At 34.3% G+C, this 14,774-nt stretch carries 24 protein-coding genes and 2 pseudogenes; 22 read left to right on the top strand and 4 right to left on the bottom strand.

The annotated features are described in order from the left end of the window. Positions 1-42 precede the first annotated feature (42 nt). The 11 genes and pseudogenes from NSQ09_RS16165 to NSQ09_RS16115 all read left to right on the top strand — a co-directional run bounded on the left by NSQ09_RS16165 (position 43) and on the right by NSQ09_RS16115 (position 5,004). The gene (locus NSQ09_RS16165) at positions 43-291 is read left to right on the top strand and encodes a hypothetical protein (protein ID WP_032679225.1); all 249 of its coding nucleotides are present in this window, start codon (positions 43-45) and stop codon (positions 289-291) included. Beyond that, complete coding sequence (locus NSQ09_RS16160; RefSeq protein ID WP_164972541.1) at positions 292-438, top strand: hypothetical protein; 147 nt, start codon at positions 292-294, stop codon at positions 436-438. Between the two features lie 77 nt (positions 439-515). Next, entirely contained in the window at positions 516-740 is a 225-nt protein-coding gene (locus NSQ09_RS16155; protein ID WP_029727199.1) for a hypothetical protein, read from the top strand. A 53-nt stretch (positions 741-793) separates the two neighbouring features. Beyond that, entirely contained in the window at positions 794-1,303 is a 510-nt protein-coding gene (locus tag NSQ09_RS16150; protein ID WP_029727200.1) for a hypothetical protein, read from the top strand. 104 nt (positions 1,304-1,407) lie between these two features. Then, positions 1,408-1,628 (top strand): annotated as a pseudogene (locus NSQ09_RS16145) (helix-turn-helix domain-containing protein). Positions 1,629-1,733: 105 nt separating this feature from the next. Continuing rightward, positions 1,734-2,672, top strand: a complete 939-nt coding sequence (locus tag NSQ09_RS16140; protein WP_154230817.1) for a cyclic GMP-AMP synthase DncV-like nucleotidyltransferase — start codon at positions 1,734-1,736, stop codon at positions 2,670-2,672. Between the two features lie 126 nt (positions 2,673-2,798). Continuing rightward, positions 2,799-3,140: a hypothetical protein gene (locus tag NSQ09_RS16135; RefSeq protein WP_337298896.1), complete on the top strand. Its 342-nt coding sequence runs from the start codon at positions 2,799-2,801 to the stop codon at positions 3,138-3,140. 110 nt (positions 3,141-3,250) lie between these two features. Further along, positions 3,251-3,601, top strand: coding sequence for a hypothetical protein (locus tag NSQ09_RS16130; protein ID WP_337298895.1), 351 nt, complete (start codon positions 3,251-3,253; stop codon positions 3,599-3,601). A 229-nt stretch (positions 3,602-3,830) separates the two neighbouring features. Further along, a complete protein-coding gene (locus tag NSQ09_RS16125) occupies positions 3,831-4,196 on the top strand; it encodes a DUF3775 domain-containing protein (RefSeq protein WP_029727203.1) in 366 nt (121 codons plus the stop codon). 31 nt (positions 4,197-4,227) lie between these two features. Beyond that, the gene (locus tag NSQ09_RS16120; protein ID WP_029727204.1) at positions 4,228-4,776 is read left to right on the top strand and encodes a hypothetical protein; all 549 of its coding nucleotides are present in this window, start codon (positions 4,228-4,230) and stop codon (positions 4,774-4,776) included. 33 nt (positions 4,777-4,809) lie between these two features. Next, positions 4,810-5,004, top strand: a complete 195-nt coding sequence (locus NSQ09_RS16115) for a hypothetical protein (RefSeq protein ID WP_341032021.1) — start codon at positions 4,810-4,812, stop codon at positions 5,002-5,004. A 1-nt stretch (position 5,005) separates the two neighbouring features. Here the strand turns inward: NSQ09_RS16115 and NSQ09_RS16110 are convergent, their stop codons facing one another. Next, positions 5,006-6,253 carry an IS256-like element ISBsu2 family transposase gene (locus tag NSQ09_RS16110; protein WP_031600262.1) on the bottom strand — a complete coding sequence of 416 codons (1,248 nt, stop codon included), beginning with the start codon at positions 6,251-6,253 and terminating at the stop codon, positions 5,006-5,008. Positions 6,254-6,452: 199 nt separating this feature from the next. Here NSQ09_RS16110 and NSQ09_RS16105 point away from each other — a divergent pair, with 199 nt between their 5' ends. After that, positions 6,453-6,845: a UPF0715 family protein gene (locus NSQ09_RS16105; RefSeq protein ID WP_029727206.1), complete on the top strand. Its 393-nt coding sequence runs from the start codon at positions 6,453-6,455 to the stop codon at positions 6,843-6,845. Between the two features lie 9 nt (positions 6,846-6,854). Here NSQ09_RS16105 and NSQ09_RS16100 read toward each other — a convergent pair whose 3' ends face one another. Next, positions 6,855-7,085: a membrane protein gene (locus tag NSQ09_RS16100; protein ID WP_029727207.1), complete on the bottom strand. Its 231-nt coding sequence runs from the start codon at positions 7,083-7,085 to the stop codon at positions 6,855-6,857. 160 nt (positions 7,086-7,245) lie between these two features. Here NSQ09_RS16100 and NSQ09_RS16095 point away from each other — a divergent pair, with 160 nt between their 5' ends. Then, positions 7,246-7,476, top strand: a complete 231-nt coding sequence (locus NSQ09_RS16095; RefSeq protein ID WP_341032017.1) for a hypothetical protein — start codon at positions 7,246-7,248, stop codon at positions 7,474-7,476. Between the two features lie 272 nt (positions 7,477-7,748). Beyond that, positions 7,749-8,162, top strand: a complete 414-nt coding sequence (locus tag NSQ09_RS16090) for a hypothetical protein (RefSeq protein WP_341032015.1) — start codon at positions 7,749-7,751, stop codon at positions 8,160-8,162. Positions 8,163-8,182: 20 nt separating this feature from the next. On the opposite strand, the gene NSQ09_RS16085 is transcribed toward NSQ09_RS16090, so the two are convergent. Continuing rightward, positions 8,183-8,362 carry a hypothetical protein gene (locus tag NSQ09_RS16085; protein ID WP_341032523.1) on the bottom strand — a complete coding sequence of 60 codons (180 nt, stop codon included), beginning with the start codon at positions 8,360-8,362 and terminating at the stop codon, positions 8,183-8,185. A gap of 65 nt (positions 8,363-8,427) precedes the next feature. Here NSQ09_RS16085 and NSQ09_RS16080 point away from each other — a divergent pair, with 65 nt between their 5' ends. The 6 genes and pseudogenes from NSQ09_RS16080 to NSQ09_RS16055 all read left to right on the top strand — a co-directional run bounded on the left by NSQ09_RS16080 (position 8,428) and on the right by NSQ09_RS16055 (position 12,323). Next, positions 8,428-8,679 carry a hypothetical protein gene (locus tag NSQ09_RS16080; protein WP_029727209.1) on the top strand — a complete coding sequence of 84 codons (252 nt, stop codon included), beginning with the start codon at positions 8,428-8,430 and terminating at the stop codon, positions 8,677-8,679. A gap of 3 nt (positions 8,680-8,682) precedes the next feature. Then, complete coding sequence (locus tag NSQ09_RS16075; RefSeq protein WP_033883988.1) at positions 8,683-8,895, top strand: hypothetical protein; 213 nt, start codon at positions 8,683-8,685, stop codon at positions 8,893-8,895. A gap of 9 nt (positions 8,896-8,904) precedes the next feature. Next, positions 8,905-9,034 (top strand): annotated as a pseudogene (locus tag NSQ09_RS16070) (hypothetical protein). An 806-nt stretch (positions 9,035-9,840) separates the two neighbouring features. After that, positions 9,841-10,170 (top strand): HIT domain-containing protein, encoded by a 330-nt coding sequence (locus NSQ09_RS16065; RefSeq protein WP_029318060.1) that lies wholly within the window; start codon positions 9,841-9,843, stop codon positions 10,168-10,170. A gap of 136 nt (positions 10,171-10,306) precedes the next feature. Next, positions 10,307-11,554 carry an IS256-like element ISBsu2 family transposase gene (locus tag NSQ09_RS16060; protein WP_031600262.1) on the top strand — a complete coding sequence of 416 codons (1,248 nt, stop codon included), beginning with the start codon at positions 10,307-10,309 and terminating at the stop codon, positions 11,552-11,554. Between the two features lie 412 nt (positions 11,555-11,966). Further along, positions 11,967-12,323: a hypothetical protein gene (locus NSQ09_RS16055; RefSeq protein WP_004399488.1), complete on the top strand. Its 357-nt coding sequence runs from the start codon at positions 11,967-11,969 to the stop codon at positions 12,321-12,323. A 33-nt stretch (positions 12,324-12,356) separates the two neighbouring features. On the opposite strand, the gene NSQ09_RS16050 is transcribed toward NSQ09_RS16055, so the two are convergent. Continuing rightward, positions 12,357-12,695 (bottom strand): helix-turn-helix domain-containing protein, encoded by a 339-nt coding sequence (locus tag NSQ09_RS16050; protein WP_009967401.1) that lies wholly within the window; start codon positions 12,693-12,695, stop codon positions 12,357-12,359. Between the two features lie 170 nt (positions 12,696-12,865). Here NSQ09_RS16050 and NSQ09_RS16045 point away from each other — a divergent pair, with 170 nt between their 5' ends. Further along, positions 12,866-13,105 (top strand): TM2 domain-containing protein, encoded by a 240-nt coding sequence (locus tag NSQ09_RS16045; RefSeq protein WP_003231362.1) that lies wholly within the window; start codon positions 12,866-12,868, stop codon positions 13,103-13,105. A 629-nt stretch (positions 13,106-13,734) separates the two neighbouring features. Further along, the gene (gene xynA, locus NSQ09_RS16040; protein WP_015251938.1) at positions 13,735-14,376 is read left to right on the top strand and encodes an endo-1,4-beta-xylanase XynA; all 642 of its coding nucleotides are present in this window, start codon (positions 13,735-13,737) and stop codon (positions 14,374-14,376) included. The last annotated feature ends 398 nt before the right edge of the window (positions 14,377-14,774 follow it).

Here is a 14,774-nt window from a genome sequence, read left to right as displayed (position 1 = left end):
AGACTATTCGGAAGCTTAGACAGGATAAGGAGGCGTTAAATAATGGCTAAATGTAATGATTGCGGCAACAAACGTTTTTTCTATCTTGAGGTATCAGTGACGGCGAAACAACTTATTGATACAACAGGTGGAGCGAGAAACGGGAAAATCTATGATGTTAATTATGCAGGGTTAGACAATATTTTCAATGAAGGGAATCTTATTTGCAAAAAATGTGAATCAAGGGACGTTGAACATGAAGATGGCGAAGGTGATTATAGGTTGTACAATAGAGATAGTGAGGAAGATTAGATGGAGATTGAATTAAAGAAAGTAAATGGTGTATTAAATAGCGTCTCACTTGAACTTTTGGAAGGCTCAAAAGAAAAAGATTCAGAAGTGATCGCAGTTCACCTGTCTTTATTAAAAGAAAGCCTTCCTTTTGGATATTTTGATTAGTGTCAATTCTGAATAAAACAGCAGTTTTAAATAGATTCTGACGGTTGTATAATTAAGGAAAAGAGAGGAGCAATGCGATGGAAATAATAAGCTTCAAATTCGAAGATTCATCATTTGAAATTCATGTTAGATATTCTGCATCTGGATTTAAACAAGATGATCGAGACATAATATCACATGTGCGAGAGCTAAGTATATCTATTCTAAAAGCTGCTACAGGGTTACGTTATTTCTTGAAAGGCAATACATATATCAAACATGAAGAAGATAACTCAGTCTACTGTTCTTTTGATCTTGATTAAAGTCAGATTAAGGTTCTGAAAAGATTAAATATTTTGATTAGGTAGGCGGGATTATGAAAAAGGTATCGATTTTTTTGCTTGGTGTAATTGGAATTATATTAATTGTATATTTTAGCAAGGATCATGAAGACTACACAGCTAACTCTTACATACAAGAAGAAGTCGTAAATGATGATTTAGGTCAATCTAATAACAAAGTTAATTCAGAAAAAAATGAGCACAACAATCAAAGTGAAGAAAATGAGGAATATCAAGAATATGATTCTATCGCATATAGACTATCCAACCGAGAAGTCGGGAATAGAAATGGACAACAAGAATATAAGTATACTGCATACTATGTTCCTAATGAACAATTAGAGGTCTATGGAAAAAAAGCTAATGGAATTGTAAATGAAGAGAACAAAGAAATAAAATTTTGGAGGTACGATGTTGACTTTGTACCTAGAAAGTGGGATTTAATTTTAGTTAAATACCCTAAAGGGAACCATAAGAAGTTTATAGATATTGATATTCTGTACAGTCCCATAGGTGAACCCTATCAATGGGATGGAGATAATTAGAAATCTGTTTCACTACTGTTAAATAGTAGATAAAGGTCAAGGAAACCTTGGCTTTTTTCATAGTCCAATCGTCGATATTCAATTATTAAAGTGCGGTGCTTTGATTGACTAAAAATTTAAAGCCCATAATAGATGAAAGAAAGATCAGTATACGTAAGCTATCCAAGAGATATTGATCATGAGTATCCGACCGTCAGAAAGCTTTACAATGACGAAATGGATCGGTATCCGAGCTGTTAGTAACGTCTGTACATATCTAAAGATCGAGCTGCAGGAATTGTTGATATTCCAAAAAGACAATAGCCATATCGATTACTCAGGATGAAAATGGTATACTAAAGTTACAAACATAGGAAGGAATTACAAGTTTTCTAGGTCTACATAAAATCGTACTTTTATTAGAATAGTGGGGTAATTCATTTTGTTTAATATGAATCTGTCATTTTTAAAATTTGTTAAACAAAATGTTGAAGCAAATGAATATGAGAAAACTTGTCTCATTAAGAAAATGGAAAAAGAAATTTTGAATTTGCAAAAAGGCATTGAGTATTTCAACAGTATGAATAATTCATCTTATAAGCTTCTGGAAGAACCATTTGTACAGGGCAGTATTGCAATGGAAACCACTGTGAATGGATTATTCTCAAAGAATGATATAGACATTTCACTCGTTTTCGATAAAGATGAAATCGATAAAAGTCCTGTTAAAGCAAAGAAGGCATTACTTTCAATGCTAAGACCCTTTGTTAATCAATCAGAGACACATATTGATTGCCATACAAATTGTATCAGATGTGTTTATAGAGATGGCTCGCATGTAGATCTTGCTGTTTACAGAAGGTATAAACTGAATTTAAGTGACGCTGATTACATTTATGAACATGGTGGTAGTAAGTGGAGGTTTTGGGAACCGAGAAAAATTGTAGAGTGGTTCCATTTAAAAAATGAGGAGTCAGGTGGTCAATTAAGGATTATTGTGAAATTACTCAAAATGTTCTGCAAATCCAGAAGGCACTGGAGAATGCCTGGTGGAATAATCCTAACCATTTTGGCAGTTGAAAACTATAGAGCAGTGGATCGAATTGATGAGGCATTTTATATAGTGATGCGAAACATCATAGAGCGTTTAAAGAGAAACAAAGAAATTTTAAATCCTTTAAATCAAGGTCAAAGCTTAATTCGTAAAAAAGAAGAGGAAGTTAAGGTGGAAAATTTGTACAAAAGATTATTCATCTATGTGACCAAATTGGACGACCTTTTTAAAGAAAGTTGCACTTGCGAATTAGCCAATACCTTATGGGGTGAATTTTTCAACCATCCTTATTGGGATCAAACGCAAGATAATAAAATGTTAGCTGCAAAATATTAAATAAAATCATTCTTCTAACAAGGTGCATCGGTTTAAAATTTCGATTTTAACTAAAAATGACGGGTAAATACCTTCACCAGAGGATTGCTAATAAAACTAATTATAGTAAGGAAAGGGGAATACAGGATGTATGAAAAAGTAAAGAGACTTGAACCGACCACAGAAACTAAAAGGAGGCTATATTTAACGTCTGGAAACCAATGCGCGTTTGAAGGTTGTAAAAAGATGATAATAAGTTCTGATGGAGAATTATTGGGAGAGATTTGTCATATTGAAGCAGCAATGCCAGGAGGCGAAAGGTTCAATCCGAATCAAACCAATGAGGAGAGAAGAGATTTTGACAATTTAATGATGTTGTGTCTTGATCATCACAAAATAACTAACAATGTTGATAAATATCCAGTTGAAAAACTTCAAGAAATGAAAAAAATCATGAGAAAAAATTTGCAGATGCCGTATCAAAACTAGAAAGTTCTATAGAGGATCTTACAGAAAAGCAGACTATCAACTTTTGCCAATCCCTAGAGGCGGCAAATAACATTTTACAGTGGGGCAATAATGAAGAAGAATTAAGAGAAATGGTCATTATAGTTAATAATGAAGCAGACAAATTAAAGAAATTGGTGCCAGACACACGCAGTGTCTTTTCTATAATGATAGAGAGGTCTGAGAATGCCGTGTTTTCAGTCGAAGAAGTTCGCCGTGTAGCTGGACTGACCCAAAATGAATTTTATCATCACTATAAAATGTTAAATAAATATTATTTTATTGATGAAGTTGAAGTGTTGGATGGTGATTATATATCTTCTTTAGAAACAGTTGATGGATGGCCTTTGTGGACAGATATTAAGAATTTTTGTGATTCAGGAAGTAATTCAGTTACGGTTAACGCAATTATCAATGATTTGAATTTTAGTCTTTTAGACTAAAAAAACAATATAGATTGGAAGTGAGAACACTTATTAAATAAAATTTGAAACCCATTTTAACCGAAAGAAAGACCACTATCAGGAAACTATCCAGAGATATTGAACTGAACAAGCTGTTGATATTCCACAAGTGATCGTAATTAAACCTGTTGCTGAGGGTAAAATCGTTGGAAAGGATCACGATTTTTATTGAATGTTTTATTACTTTTGAAGCAAAGGGGAATTAAGCATGACAATAACTATATATAGTCTTTTAGATGACAAACTTCCGTTAATTAAAAATGTTATTATGATTTCAGAAGAAAGAGAAAAAAGCACCCAAGATTACAAAGAAAAAGAGGTTGAGTTATATAGATTATTAGGGCGTATAGAATTTGAGGACTTAAAAACAATTCAAACTATAATGTATATTGGACGAGAACTTAATGGAGACGTTTATAATTCAGCACTCGACAGTTTTATGTCAATGAGAAATTCATTAGGTGACAATCCAAATAACAAAGATGATGATGCATATTTTATAGCAACTAAGCGTCCCTTACACAAGTATTTAAAAAATGGATTGGTAAGATTAGGATTTTTGGAATTCGAATAAAATTTCGAAAACTGAATAAAGGAGAGTTTATGTGAAGATAAGAAATAATATTAATCAAAAATTAAAGATTAGAATAAATAAATGTATTGATTTACTTGATACTGAATATAAAAAATTGAATTTCACTATAGACCCATATATATCTGCTAACAGGCTAGAGTATGAAAGGAAAAACAAACCTGATTTATCAGAGGAAACCTACGAGCAGATATTAAATGGTAGCGAAGTGGTAAGCGGTATAACTTTAGGTGAAAAAAAGAGGATTAAAATATTCCTGTTCATTTATGAGAATCTCGAAACTGATGCTAATGAGGTGCTAGGACTCATAGGTAATATATATCATGAAATTCGCCATGGATGGCAGATCGAACACAAGTTGTTTGATGATGAAATTGGTATTACTAAAATTGACGGTAACTTAGAAACTTATTTTGGACAAGTTGCTGAAAAAGATGCGTACACATTTCAACTAGAACAGATGCAAAAGAATGCAAATAAAATACTCGAAATATTCAATATTAATGATCGGGTACAGTACTATACCCTTAAAGAAGAAATAATGGATATTATAAATCAATAAAACTACGATTTTAAAGAGAAGCAGGGGGCAATAATGTTAAAAATGATTACTGTTTGGTATAAGTATTACGATGATAATGACCCTAAGTTAAACCATATTGAAGACGGCTGGTCAAAGGATGAGTACCCAAAACCAATTAAATCATCGTTTGCAAATCAAGAGGCTTGGAGAAAAAGCGAGTGGGAGAGAAAATATGCATATCTTGGGCTTGTCAAGAAAAGTGTGTAAGTTATTCTAGATATTTCTTCACACGTTCCTTTAGGTGGTCATGAACTAATAGTTGATTCATGACCATAGCCCATTGCTGGATGCGTCCACCATCCCATTTCTTTTCTAATTCTTTTGTTCGTAAAAACAATATTTTTAATAGGGCATTCTCATGGGGGAATGCTCCTTTTTTCGTGACTTTTCGAAAGCTAGAGTGGATACTTTCAACGGCATTTGTAGTGTACATGATTTTACGAATATTACCACCATAATCGAAAAGTTGTTCCACATGAGAAAAGTTTCGTTTCCATACGTCTACAGCTCCAGGGTACGTAGACCACTGCTTTTCAAAAGATTCAAATGCACTGTGACAAGCCTTAAGGCTTGGAGCTCCATACACTTTCTTTAAGGCAGCAGTAAAAGGCTTGTAGTCTTTACTTGGTATATACTTAATCGAATTTCGAATTAAATGAACAATACATCTCTGTACGGTCACATCAGGAAAAATCGCACGTGCTCCTTCTTCCAGACCACTAACGCCATCCATTGAGAGAAAGAAGATATCTTCTACACCACGAGATTTGATTTCATCAAAAATTTGCATCCATTTATGTTTACTTTCCGTTTCATTCAACCACAAACCTAGAATGTCCTTTTTACCTTCTATGGTATATCCTAGTATTGTGTAAACGGCATACTTCTTCGTTTCATAGTCATTACGAATGGTTGTGTAAAGACAATCGACAAACACAAAAGGGTAACAGTTACTTAAGGGACGATTTTGCCACTCTTCTAAATTAGGAAGTACAGTATCCGTAATGTCGGATACCATTTCATGAGATACAGAAAAGCCATAGATGTCTTCTATCGTGGAAGAAATGTCTCGTTGTGACATTCCTCTGGCATACATCGAAATGACCTTATCCTCTATAGAGGATACATCTCTTTTACGCTTTGGAATCAACTGCGGTTCAAATGAACCATCACGATCACGGGGGACTGCAATTTCAACTTCTCCTGCCGTTGTTTTCACGATCTTTTTGCCATATCCATTTCTTCTATTTCTTGTTTCTTTTTCTCCCTTGTCATTGGATTCATAGCCCAAATGGTGATTCATTTCACCTTTTAGCATTGACTCAAACATGGGACCAAATATGTCTTTTAATGCTTCTTGCATATCTTCTACTGATTTAGGCTGATACTGTTCGATAATCTTGTTAGCTAATTCTACGGAGTTCGGATCTCTTTTCAATTTCCCCACTGAAACCACTCCTTTAGCTTTATACTTATTATTCTATCAAATAAAAAACTGTGTGAGTAAGGAACCGTACGCATTCCTTACTTACACAGTTAATATTACACTCCCCATATCTTGATGAAAAATGTAGAGTAGTGGATGCGACTAAGGCTATTTGGCTTAAGTAAAGTTTTGTATTAATAAGGTTTCTTGAAGACAGGAGGATAGACTTTTGCTACCTAATAGATTGTTAAACAGTTATGTTTATACTCTGATAATCTCTAGTTTATCATTTGGTCTAATCTTTGGTCTGTATATGTTTGCTTACTCTGGTTTTATGGCAATCGCATTAGTCACTATTGGCATCATAGGATTCTATGCTTTAATCACTTACTTGGTATTTGCTGTCCCTTTGCAAGTGTGGCTTAGAAGAAGGCCCAGAAAATTCAGTTTGAACAATTTTTTAATTTATATTGCAGTAGCCTTTTTAGCTGTGTTTTTGTTCTGGACTGTTGATTATCCGCCAAATGCTCTTACTGTATTCAGAAGCTTAAATTATTACATTATGAGTATTGTTGCAGGTCTTATTTATTGGTTTTGGGACTCCATATTCCTACGAAATTAACACATTAAATTAAATCATGAATTTCACAACGTTTACAACAAGTAAGAAGGCTGCTGATCCAAACAGTAAATATCCAGACAGTTTTTGTTTGCTTAATATCGCTTCAACTCCGACTACTGATAAAAGGGCTGCAACAAACAATTGAACTACCAGCAACAATAATTCATTTTGATTAAACAGAGAGTATACGCACAAGACTAATGCAATGCAAGAAACCGAAATTTTTGCAACTTTTAGCAATGTATCACTCCTTATACAGTCATGCATTAACATAACACATTACGTGTCTTAATCCGAGAGCATAAAGAATCAAGATAAAAGAAGTGTTTTATAAGAATTGAAACTTTTCTTATGCCTATTCGTATGAAAGTGAGCGAAAAATTAAATGGAGGCTTGTTTTATGGGGAGAGGGACTGCTATTTATGAAGCTTTAGTTAAAGGATCAAATGGTAAATTGGAACCGATTAAGGCAACAGAAGTTACTAAAGAAATGAAGGATAGAAGTGAAATTTTTTATTGTCCAACTTCTAATTGTAAGGCTAAGTTAAGTCATAATAGAGGACGTGGAAAGAATCCCAAGCCATATTTTTCCTCCGTAAGCTCCCAAAAGGTGAGCTTAATAACCATGTAGATTGCGACTATATAAATGAATACGTTAACATTAAAACTGCTAACAAAAAGAGAATCAAATATCACGGGGTCGAATGGAGAGTTCCATTATTCGAATTAGAGGGCCCCAATAATGTAGATGGTCTCTCCCCCCATACAGATCAAAAAAAATCTTCAATAAAAATAACTAGAACAAATAAATTTACCATAAAACCTAATATTGAAAAATTGGCTAGCGTTAGATCTCTATTTGCATTACGAAATGAGCTCAAAGAGTTTGACAAAGAAACACAAGTGAAAACATATAGTGAATTAAAAGATCAGTGCGTTTTCTATAATACTAAATCATACGATAAACTTTTAATTGATATACAAAATAAAAAGGTAGATAACGCATTCTATGTATTAGGCTATCTTTGGATGTCGGAATGGAAGAGTCTCAAATTTTCAGAAAATCCCTATTTTTTCTTGAGGGGTGCAAATAGAGACATTATAAAATGTTATACAGGTATAAATACTGTTGGACGTGCTGTTAAGGATTTAACTTGGGAAATAAGAAATAAACTCGAAAATAATCCATCTGCGAAGAAATCCGTTTTTATAGCGGCTAAAGGGGTAAAGGTTGGAACCGAAACATTAAAGATAAATGAAAAATCAACTACAGTTTCAGTAATTAAAGTATATGAGGTTGGTACAGAAGAAGATTAGGCAGGCTAAAGAGCATTAAACTAAATGCTCTTTTTTATACCGCATCGCCGACATTCACGCAAGAATATTCCACTCTTCGCAGAGCTTTTGAACAAAGTGTAATCACAATTGGCGCAGCGGCCGTATTTTACATCAGAATATTCTTTGTAATCATAAACGATTGAAGTATTATACCCGTTTGTATTTCTCTTCCACAAGATCACCTACATAACTTATTCAACATACTCAAGAATACCAAATTTCGTTCGATATAGGGAAGAAAACAATGATTGGATTAGCTTATTTTTTAATTATCTGGCTTGGAGTTGGATTGTTGACTGGCATTAAGTTTATTTTTGTTGATCAGGTCTATGATGAAGAGTTTAAAGAACTCATGGATAAAGAAACAGCGGCGGGCATGGAAAGGAATTTGGCCAGCCTGTTTTTCAAAAATAAGCTTAATGCAATTGCCTTTTTCATGATAATTGGTTTGCTGCCATTAGCAATGAGGATTACAAAATTATTTAAAAGAGGTTGATTTATACCTTTGCTTGATTATTTTTATGTACTGCAGTTTGAAAACAAGGAATACTTCAAATCAAAGTTAGATGAGGAAGGTTATTTGACATCTAGCTACCGCCACGGAACATCTAAATTGCAAACAATGTATGAAATCATTGAGGTAGCAAATGAGCTTAAATCAAAGTGTAATGTGCAATGTGAGGTAAGGGAAATTCAAGTCGTAAAGCGTTAGGGGGTTTAGGTGTATTGGATAGAGTGGATTGAGAACGAGGAAAAAAAGTCTTATTGCGGAAGGATGGATTGAATGGGCTGCTATACTGGAAGACCGGTATCAAAAGCGGTTTGGGTATGTTGAATGGAAGCGGCTTTAAAAAGGGGTGAAATGCCATTAAAAATTTAGTTTTATTGTCCAGCTTTTTCGGGATTGTGCTATCGCTTATAGGGCTATTATTTGGAGTCCTAACAGATTTCTTTATTTCAGTTATTGCACGGCTTATGGGTGTTTTAGCTGGTTTCCTCGTATTACTTAGCTTGAAGTCAAGAAACACAGAAATGCAGGCATTTATAGTGAGTTCTAGTACCGCGTTAGAAATAATGGGTGCAGGAATTTTATATCTTCCAGCAGCTATTGTCAATGTCTTAATTGGTTTCAAACTAAACAAAAATTTAAAAGAAGAAAACGCTAAGGAACAGATCTGAATAGACTGCTTTTTGTTTAGTATGACCATGGAAAATTGTAGTATAATAGTAATAAAATAATCATTTTATTGTGAGGTTTAGAGGGTGCTTAAAGAAAGAGGACAAATAGGTCAAGAATTTGGCGCGGAAGAAATTGCCGACTATTTAAAATCAAAGAGTTATAAACCAAAAATTTAAGTTAGTCACTATCGAGATCACTTTGGTGGCTCTATAACCTTTTGGTACAGACTTAGGAAATACTATATAGCTCTTATACAATTTGATACCCCCGAGATGGAGATCCGTTAAGCACTAAAAGTGGCTTTACCCAATTAGGTATGGATTCTAAAGGACAAGCAGAAAAATAATGATTCATTTGATTGCCCACTTTAACGGCTGGTACATAACTAACAAAGAGCCAAATCCTCGAGAAGAGCATTGGATTAATTTATATATTGACTATGAGGATCGAAGCTAAACGCTGTTGGGAGGATTAATAATGACTGAAGATTTTTATTGCGATGAAGTATTAAGTGGAAAAACAAAAGTAAATAAAGTCTTTGAAACCGAGAATGTCTTAGCGTATCATCATACAAGACCTTTTTGGCCAGTCCATATAGTTGCAATTCCAAAAAAGCATATTTCTTCTTTAATAACTTTGGAAGAAGGGGATAACGAGCTACTACTTGAGTTGCTTGGTGTGATAAAAAAGGTTGCAGCTATGGTAACAAAAGAAAACGGTTCTTGTAGAGTACTTACAAACTTGGGAGAATATCAGGATTCGAAGCATCTACATTGGCATATAGCTTCGGGAGAGCCATTAAGATAAAAGAATCCTTTTAATCAAAAGGTGTGAAACTAAATGGATTGGGAGTGTAATATTAACTGTGTAAGTAAGGAATGCGTACGGTTCCTTACTCACACAGTTTTTTATTTGATAGAATAATAAGTATAAAGCTAAAGGAGTGGTTTCAGTGGGGAAATTGAAAAGAGATCCGAACTCCGTAGAATTAGCTAACAAGATTATCGAACAGTATCAGCCTAAATCAGTAGAAGATATGCAAGAAGCATTAAAAGACATATTTGGTCCCATGTTTGAGTCAATGCTAAAAGGTGAAATGAATCACCATTTGGGCTATGAATCCAATGACAAGGGAGAAAAAGAAACAAGAAATAGAAGAAATGGATATGGCAAAAAGATCGTGAAAACAACGGCAGGAGAAGTTGAAATTGCAGTCCCCCGTGATCGTGATGGTTCATTTGAACCGCAGTTGATTCCAAAGCGTAAAAGAGATGTATCCTCTATAGAGGATAAGGTCATTTCGATGTATGCCAGAGGAATGTCACAACGAGACATTTCTTCCACGATAGAAGACATCTATGGCTTTTCTGTATCTCATGAAATGGTATCCGACATTACGGATACTGTACTTCCTAATTTAGAAGAGTGGCAAAATCGTCCCTTAAGTAACTGTTACCCTTTTGTGTTTGTCGATTGTCTTTACACAACCATTCGTAATGACTATGAAACGAAGAAGTATGCCGTTTACACAATACTAGGATATACCATAGAAGGTAAAAAGGACATTCTAGGTTTGTGGTTGAATGAAACGGAAAGTAAACATAAATGGATGCAAATTTTTGATGAAATCAAATCTCGTGGTGTAGAAGATATCTTCTTTCTCTCAATGGATGGCGTTAGTGGTCTGGAAGAAGGAGCACGTGCGATTTTTCCTGATGTGACCGTACAGAGATGTATTGTTCATTTAATTCGAAATTCGATTAAGTATATACCAAGTAAAGACTACAAGCCTTTTACTGCTGCCTTAAAGAAAGTGTATGGAGCTCCAAGCCTTAAGGCTTGTCACAGTGCATTTGAATCTTTTGAAAAGCAGTGGTCTACGTACCCTGGAGCTGTAGACGTATGGAAACGAAACTTTTCTCATGTGGAACAACTTTTCGATTATGGTGGTAATATTCGTAAAATCATGTACACTACAAATGCCGTTGAAAGTATCCACTCTAGCTTTCGAAAAGTCACGAAAAAAGGAGCATTCCCCCATGAGAATGCCCTATTAAAAATATTGTTTTTACGAACAAAAGAATTAGAAAAGAAATGGGATGGTGGACGCATCCAGCAATGGGCTATGGTCATGAATCAACTATTAGTTCATGACCACCTAAAGGAACGTGTGAAGAAATATCTAGAATAACTTACACACTTTTCTTGACAAGCCCAATGGATTTGTACATATTTATAATAGTTATTAATTGTTTAGCAGCTATAACTACCATTGTACTTACCTTTTTTAAATCAAAACTTACAATTGTACCTATATTAAACTTTTTGTTTTCTTTGATAACAGCAATAACAACAGAGTATAACGCCTGGACAATCACTTTAATAATTATAAGTTTAATTCTTTTGGGAGTTTTTTCAGCTGTTAAAAAATATGCTCAAGTTGAATACCATTGCTCACAAGCATCTGTCCTATTTGGAGGAGTTCCAACCATAAAAGAATGAATTAGAAAAGCAACTGCAGAAAGAAATCCTAAAGCAATAATCCTCTAATGTTCTCTAAAGGGATTGAAACAGTTGCAAGGAATGGTGAACCGTACACAGTTTTGAACGATTTGCTGTTTGCTGCAGGCAATTTACATATTGGTCTGGGGCACGATTATTTAAAGTGCATTGCCTTACTAATCAATGTCAAAAGATTTTTTAGTTTAACAGAGTCATATGGAAATATTTCAGATAAATTAGCTGTTGTTGCTATGAAAGGTGTGCAATTTGATCAGTTTGAAGAAGCTTACAAAGCTTATAAAGAAACAGTTGCAATAAATCAAAATAGCTTAGTGGACTTTTTAAGTGCTTTAATTACTCTGATAAAAGCAGGTGAGAAGCTACAAAAAGCTGGTGAAAGTTTAGCTATCATCATGAATAAACTTCTTGAAATGAGTCCAGAAAATTCAATGAAATAATTGTTTTATGCAAAAGCCCTTATGAGGGCTTTTTTAATTGTTGTTTGCAGTAACCAACTTCAAAATTTTCCGTATAGGATCTAATATCTCAGGGGTAAGTTTATATCCATCCCAGTGAATATCTGGTTTTTCTAAAAACTCTTTTAGATTTTTTCTTTCCACTTTAGGATCAGGATCATCTGTTAATCCAAGTATGTAATCAACTGAAACATCATATAGTCTAGCTAAAATAACCAACTTGTCCAATGGTGGTTTTTTGCTTTCAGCTTCATACCCGCCGTAACTTGATTTTGCAATTCCAATTTTCTCAGCTAACTGTTCCATTGTTAATTTGTGTGCCTTTCGTAATTGCCGTAATCTTTGGCAATACATTTTGAATAAATGCCTCCCAAAACCATCTAGTTCAATTATATGAGCTTTCATTTCTCAATAAAATAAAAAATCTCAAAAGAATTTCAAAATTTTCACGATTTCTGGCGGAAAATGCATTATAATGTGAAAGCATTACTTTAAAAATGGTAGCAATGAACTAGGAGGAAGTCATGGTAAGCAAGAAGAACAAAATTGTAGCGGCATTATTAGCATTTTTCTTCGGGGGTCTGGGAATACATAAGTTTTATTTGGGAAGAGTAGGACAAGGTATTCTATATATTTTGTTTTGCTGGACTGGTATTCCGTCTATTATCGCATTTATTGAATTCATTATTTTTCTTTGTGGAAGCGAAGAAGGGTTTGATCAAAAGTACAATTTTTATTACTTTCAGCAGCAATCTAAAGCTTAATTTTAAAGAGGGATATACAGTCCCTCTTTAAATAAAATAAGTATTTTAAAGAAATTTATTTTGAATTGGAGGCTCGGTTACATTCCACAGTTACCCCGATTGTCAATTCTTATTTTTCTTTTTCAGAGTCCTTTCAAATAACAATCTTGCAACTTCTTTGTAAAACTGATCTAAGCTATCATCCTCAAATTTTTGGTCAATAATTCTAATTGAGCAGTTCTTTCTTAGTATAACCTTAATTGTTTTCTTCTTCAGTTCTTCATATTCTTCATAAATTTGCTTCCCTTCATTAGACAAGCGGCAGCTACAATAATTTCACAATCTCTAATGTGTATCTCCTTTATTTGAAATGGTTCAATGGGAATTCATTGCAGATATTACTCCATCTGAATTAGAAACAAGAATTGTGATCCTACGAAAAAAGGATCAGGATATGGTGGAAGAAGACCACTTATAATGTGTTTCTAGGTATTTGTAATTAAATTACAAATACTTTTAATATTCACTCATGAATTCGTGGTATTATACTGAAGGGGACGATCAAAAGCTTTGGCATTAGTAATTAAGAATGTTTTAAATGTATACGAGTGCTACCTCAAAGTCGGAAAAAATATTATAGGAGGTAACATATGTTTAAGTTTAAAAAGAATTTCTTAGTTGGATTATCGGCAGCTTTAATGAGTATTAGCTTGTTTTCGGCAACCGCCTCTGCAGCTAGCACAGACTACTGGCAAAATTGGACTGATGGGGGCGGTATAGTAAACGCTGTTAATGGATCTGGCGGGAATTACAGTGTTAATTGGTCTAATACCGGAAATTTTGTTGTTGGTAAAGGTTGGACTACAGGTTCGCCATTTAGGACGATAAACTATAATGCCGGAGTTTGGGCACCGAATGGCAATGGATATTTAACTTTATATGGTTGGACGAGATCGCCTCTCATAGAATATTATGTAGTGGATTCATGGGGTACTTATAGGCCTACTGGAACGTATAAAGGTACTGTAAAAAGTGATGGGGGTACATATGACATATATACAACTACACGTTATAACGCACCTTCCATTGATGGCGATCGCACTACTTTTACGCAGTACTGGAGTGTTCGTCAGACGAAGAGACCAACCGGAAGCAACGCTACAATCACTTTCAGCAATCATGTGAACGCATGGAAGAGCCATGGAATGAATCTGGGCAGTAATTGGGCTTACCAAGTCATGGCGACAGAAGGATATCAAAGTAGTGGAAGTTCTAACGTAACAGTGTGGTAGCAGATCATCTTTAATCAGGGGTAGCTAACGGGCTGATGATCGTTCCTGGAGAAGTTTTATAATCAATGATTATTAAAATCGTTAGTAATGGTTAAAGGTTGTTTTCTACTAGGTGAACGGCCTTGGAATTACTGGAGGTAGGGTATTCTCCATCTGGTTTTATAACTTTTTCTATAGGTTAATAGAATGGTATTTAAATGAGAATGCTATCAATTTTTTGTAGTCAGCGCTTGCTCACAACAGACACCTTTACATAACCCTTCTTTATCAAACATAAGCCTTATTCAAAATAAAAATATCTGGTAGTTAACCAGATCCTCATAACTTTATACTAGTTAAAGGTGGGACTGCTAAGAACAAAAAGTCCAATTTATGAATGGGGACTCTACGAACAAAGC

The organism is Bacillus sp. FSL W8-1202 (genome assembly GCF_038006165.1).
GTDB classification, from domain to species: Bacteria; Bacillota; Bacilli; order Bacillales; family Bacillaceae; genus Bacillus; species Bacillus subtilis.
The sequence above is the reverse complement of the archived record's forward strand: the minus strand, read 5'-3'. Positions and strand labels throughout refer to the sequence as shown.

What these genes read in the sequence shown, in the direction of transcription:
- NSQ09_RS16135 (WP_337298896.1), top strand. Translation starts at nt 2,799, where the DNA reads ATGTATGAAAAAGTAAAGAGACTTGAACCGACCACAGAAACTAAAAGG.
- NSQ09_RS16140 (WP_154230817.1), top strand. Translation starts at nt 1,734, where the DNA reads ATGAATCTGTCATTTTTAAAATTTGTTAAACAAAATGTTGAAGCAAAT.
- NSQ09_RS16095 (WP_341032017.1), top strand. Translation starts at nt 7,246, where the DNA reads ATGGGGAGAGGGACTGCTATTTATGAAGCTTTAGTTAAAGGATCAAAT.
- NSQ09_RS16125 (WP_029727203.1), top strand. Translation starts at nt 3,831, where the DNA reads ATGACAATAACTATATATAGTCTTTTAGATGACAAACTTCCGTTAATT.
- xynA (WP_015251938.1), top strand. Translation starts at nt 13,735, where the DNA reads ATGTTTAAGTTTAAAAAGAATTTCTTAGTTGGATTATCGGCAGCTTTA.
- NSQ09_RS16165 (WP_032679225.1), top strand. Translation starts at nt 43, where the DNA reads ATGGCTAAATGTAATGATTGCGGCAACAAACGTTTTTTCTATCTTGAG.
- NSQ09_RS16160 (WP_164972541.1), top strand. Translation starts at nt 292, where the DNA reads ATGGAGATTGAATTAAAGAAAGTAAATGGTGTATTAAATAGCGTCTCA.
- NSQ09_RS16155 (WP_029727199.1), top strand. Translation starts at nt 516, where the DNA reads ATGGAAATAATAAGCTTCAAATTCGAAGATTCATCATTTGAAATTCAT.
- NSQ09_RS16065 (WP_029318060.1), top strand. Translation starts at nt 9,841, where the DNA reads ATGACTGAAGATTTTTATTGCGATGAAGTATTAAGTGGAAAAACAAAA.
- NSQ09_RS16050 (WP_009967401.1), bottom strand. Translation starts at nt 12,695, where the DNA reads ATGTATTGCCAAAGATTACGGCAATTACGAAAGGCACACAAATTAACA.
- NSQ09_RS16150 (WP_029727200.1), top strand. Translation starts at nt 794, where the DNA reads ATGAAAAAGGTATCGATTTTTTTGCTTGGTGTAATTGGAATTATATTA.
- NSQ09_RS16080 (WP_029727209.1), top strand. Translation starts at nt 8,428, where the DNA reads ATGATTGGATTAGCTTATTTTTTAATTATCTGGCTTGGAGTTGGATTG.
- NSQ09_RS16115 (WP_341032021.1), top strand. Translation starts at nt 4,810, where the DNA reads ATGTTAAAAATGATTACTGTTTGGTATAAGTATTACGATGATAATGAC.
- NSQ09_RS16130 (WP_337298895.1), top strand. Translation starts at nt 3,251, where the DNA reads ATGGTCATTATAGTTAATAATGAAGCAGACAAATTAAAGAAATTGGTG.
- NSQ09_RS16045 (WP_003231362.1), top strand. Translation starts at nt 12,866, where the DNA reads ATGGTAAGCAAGAAGAACAAAATTGTAGCGGCATTATTAGCATTTTTC.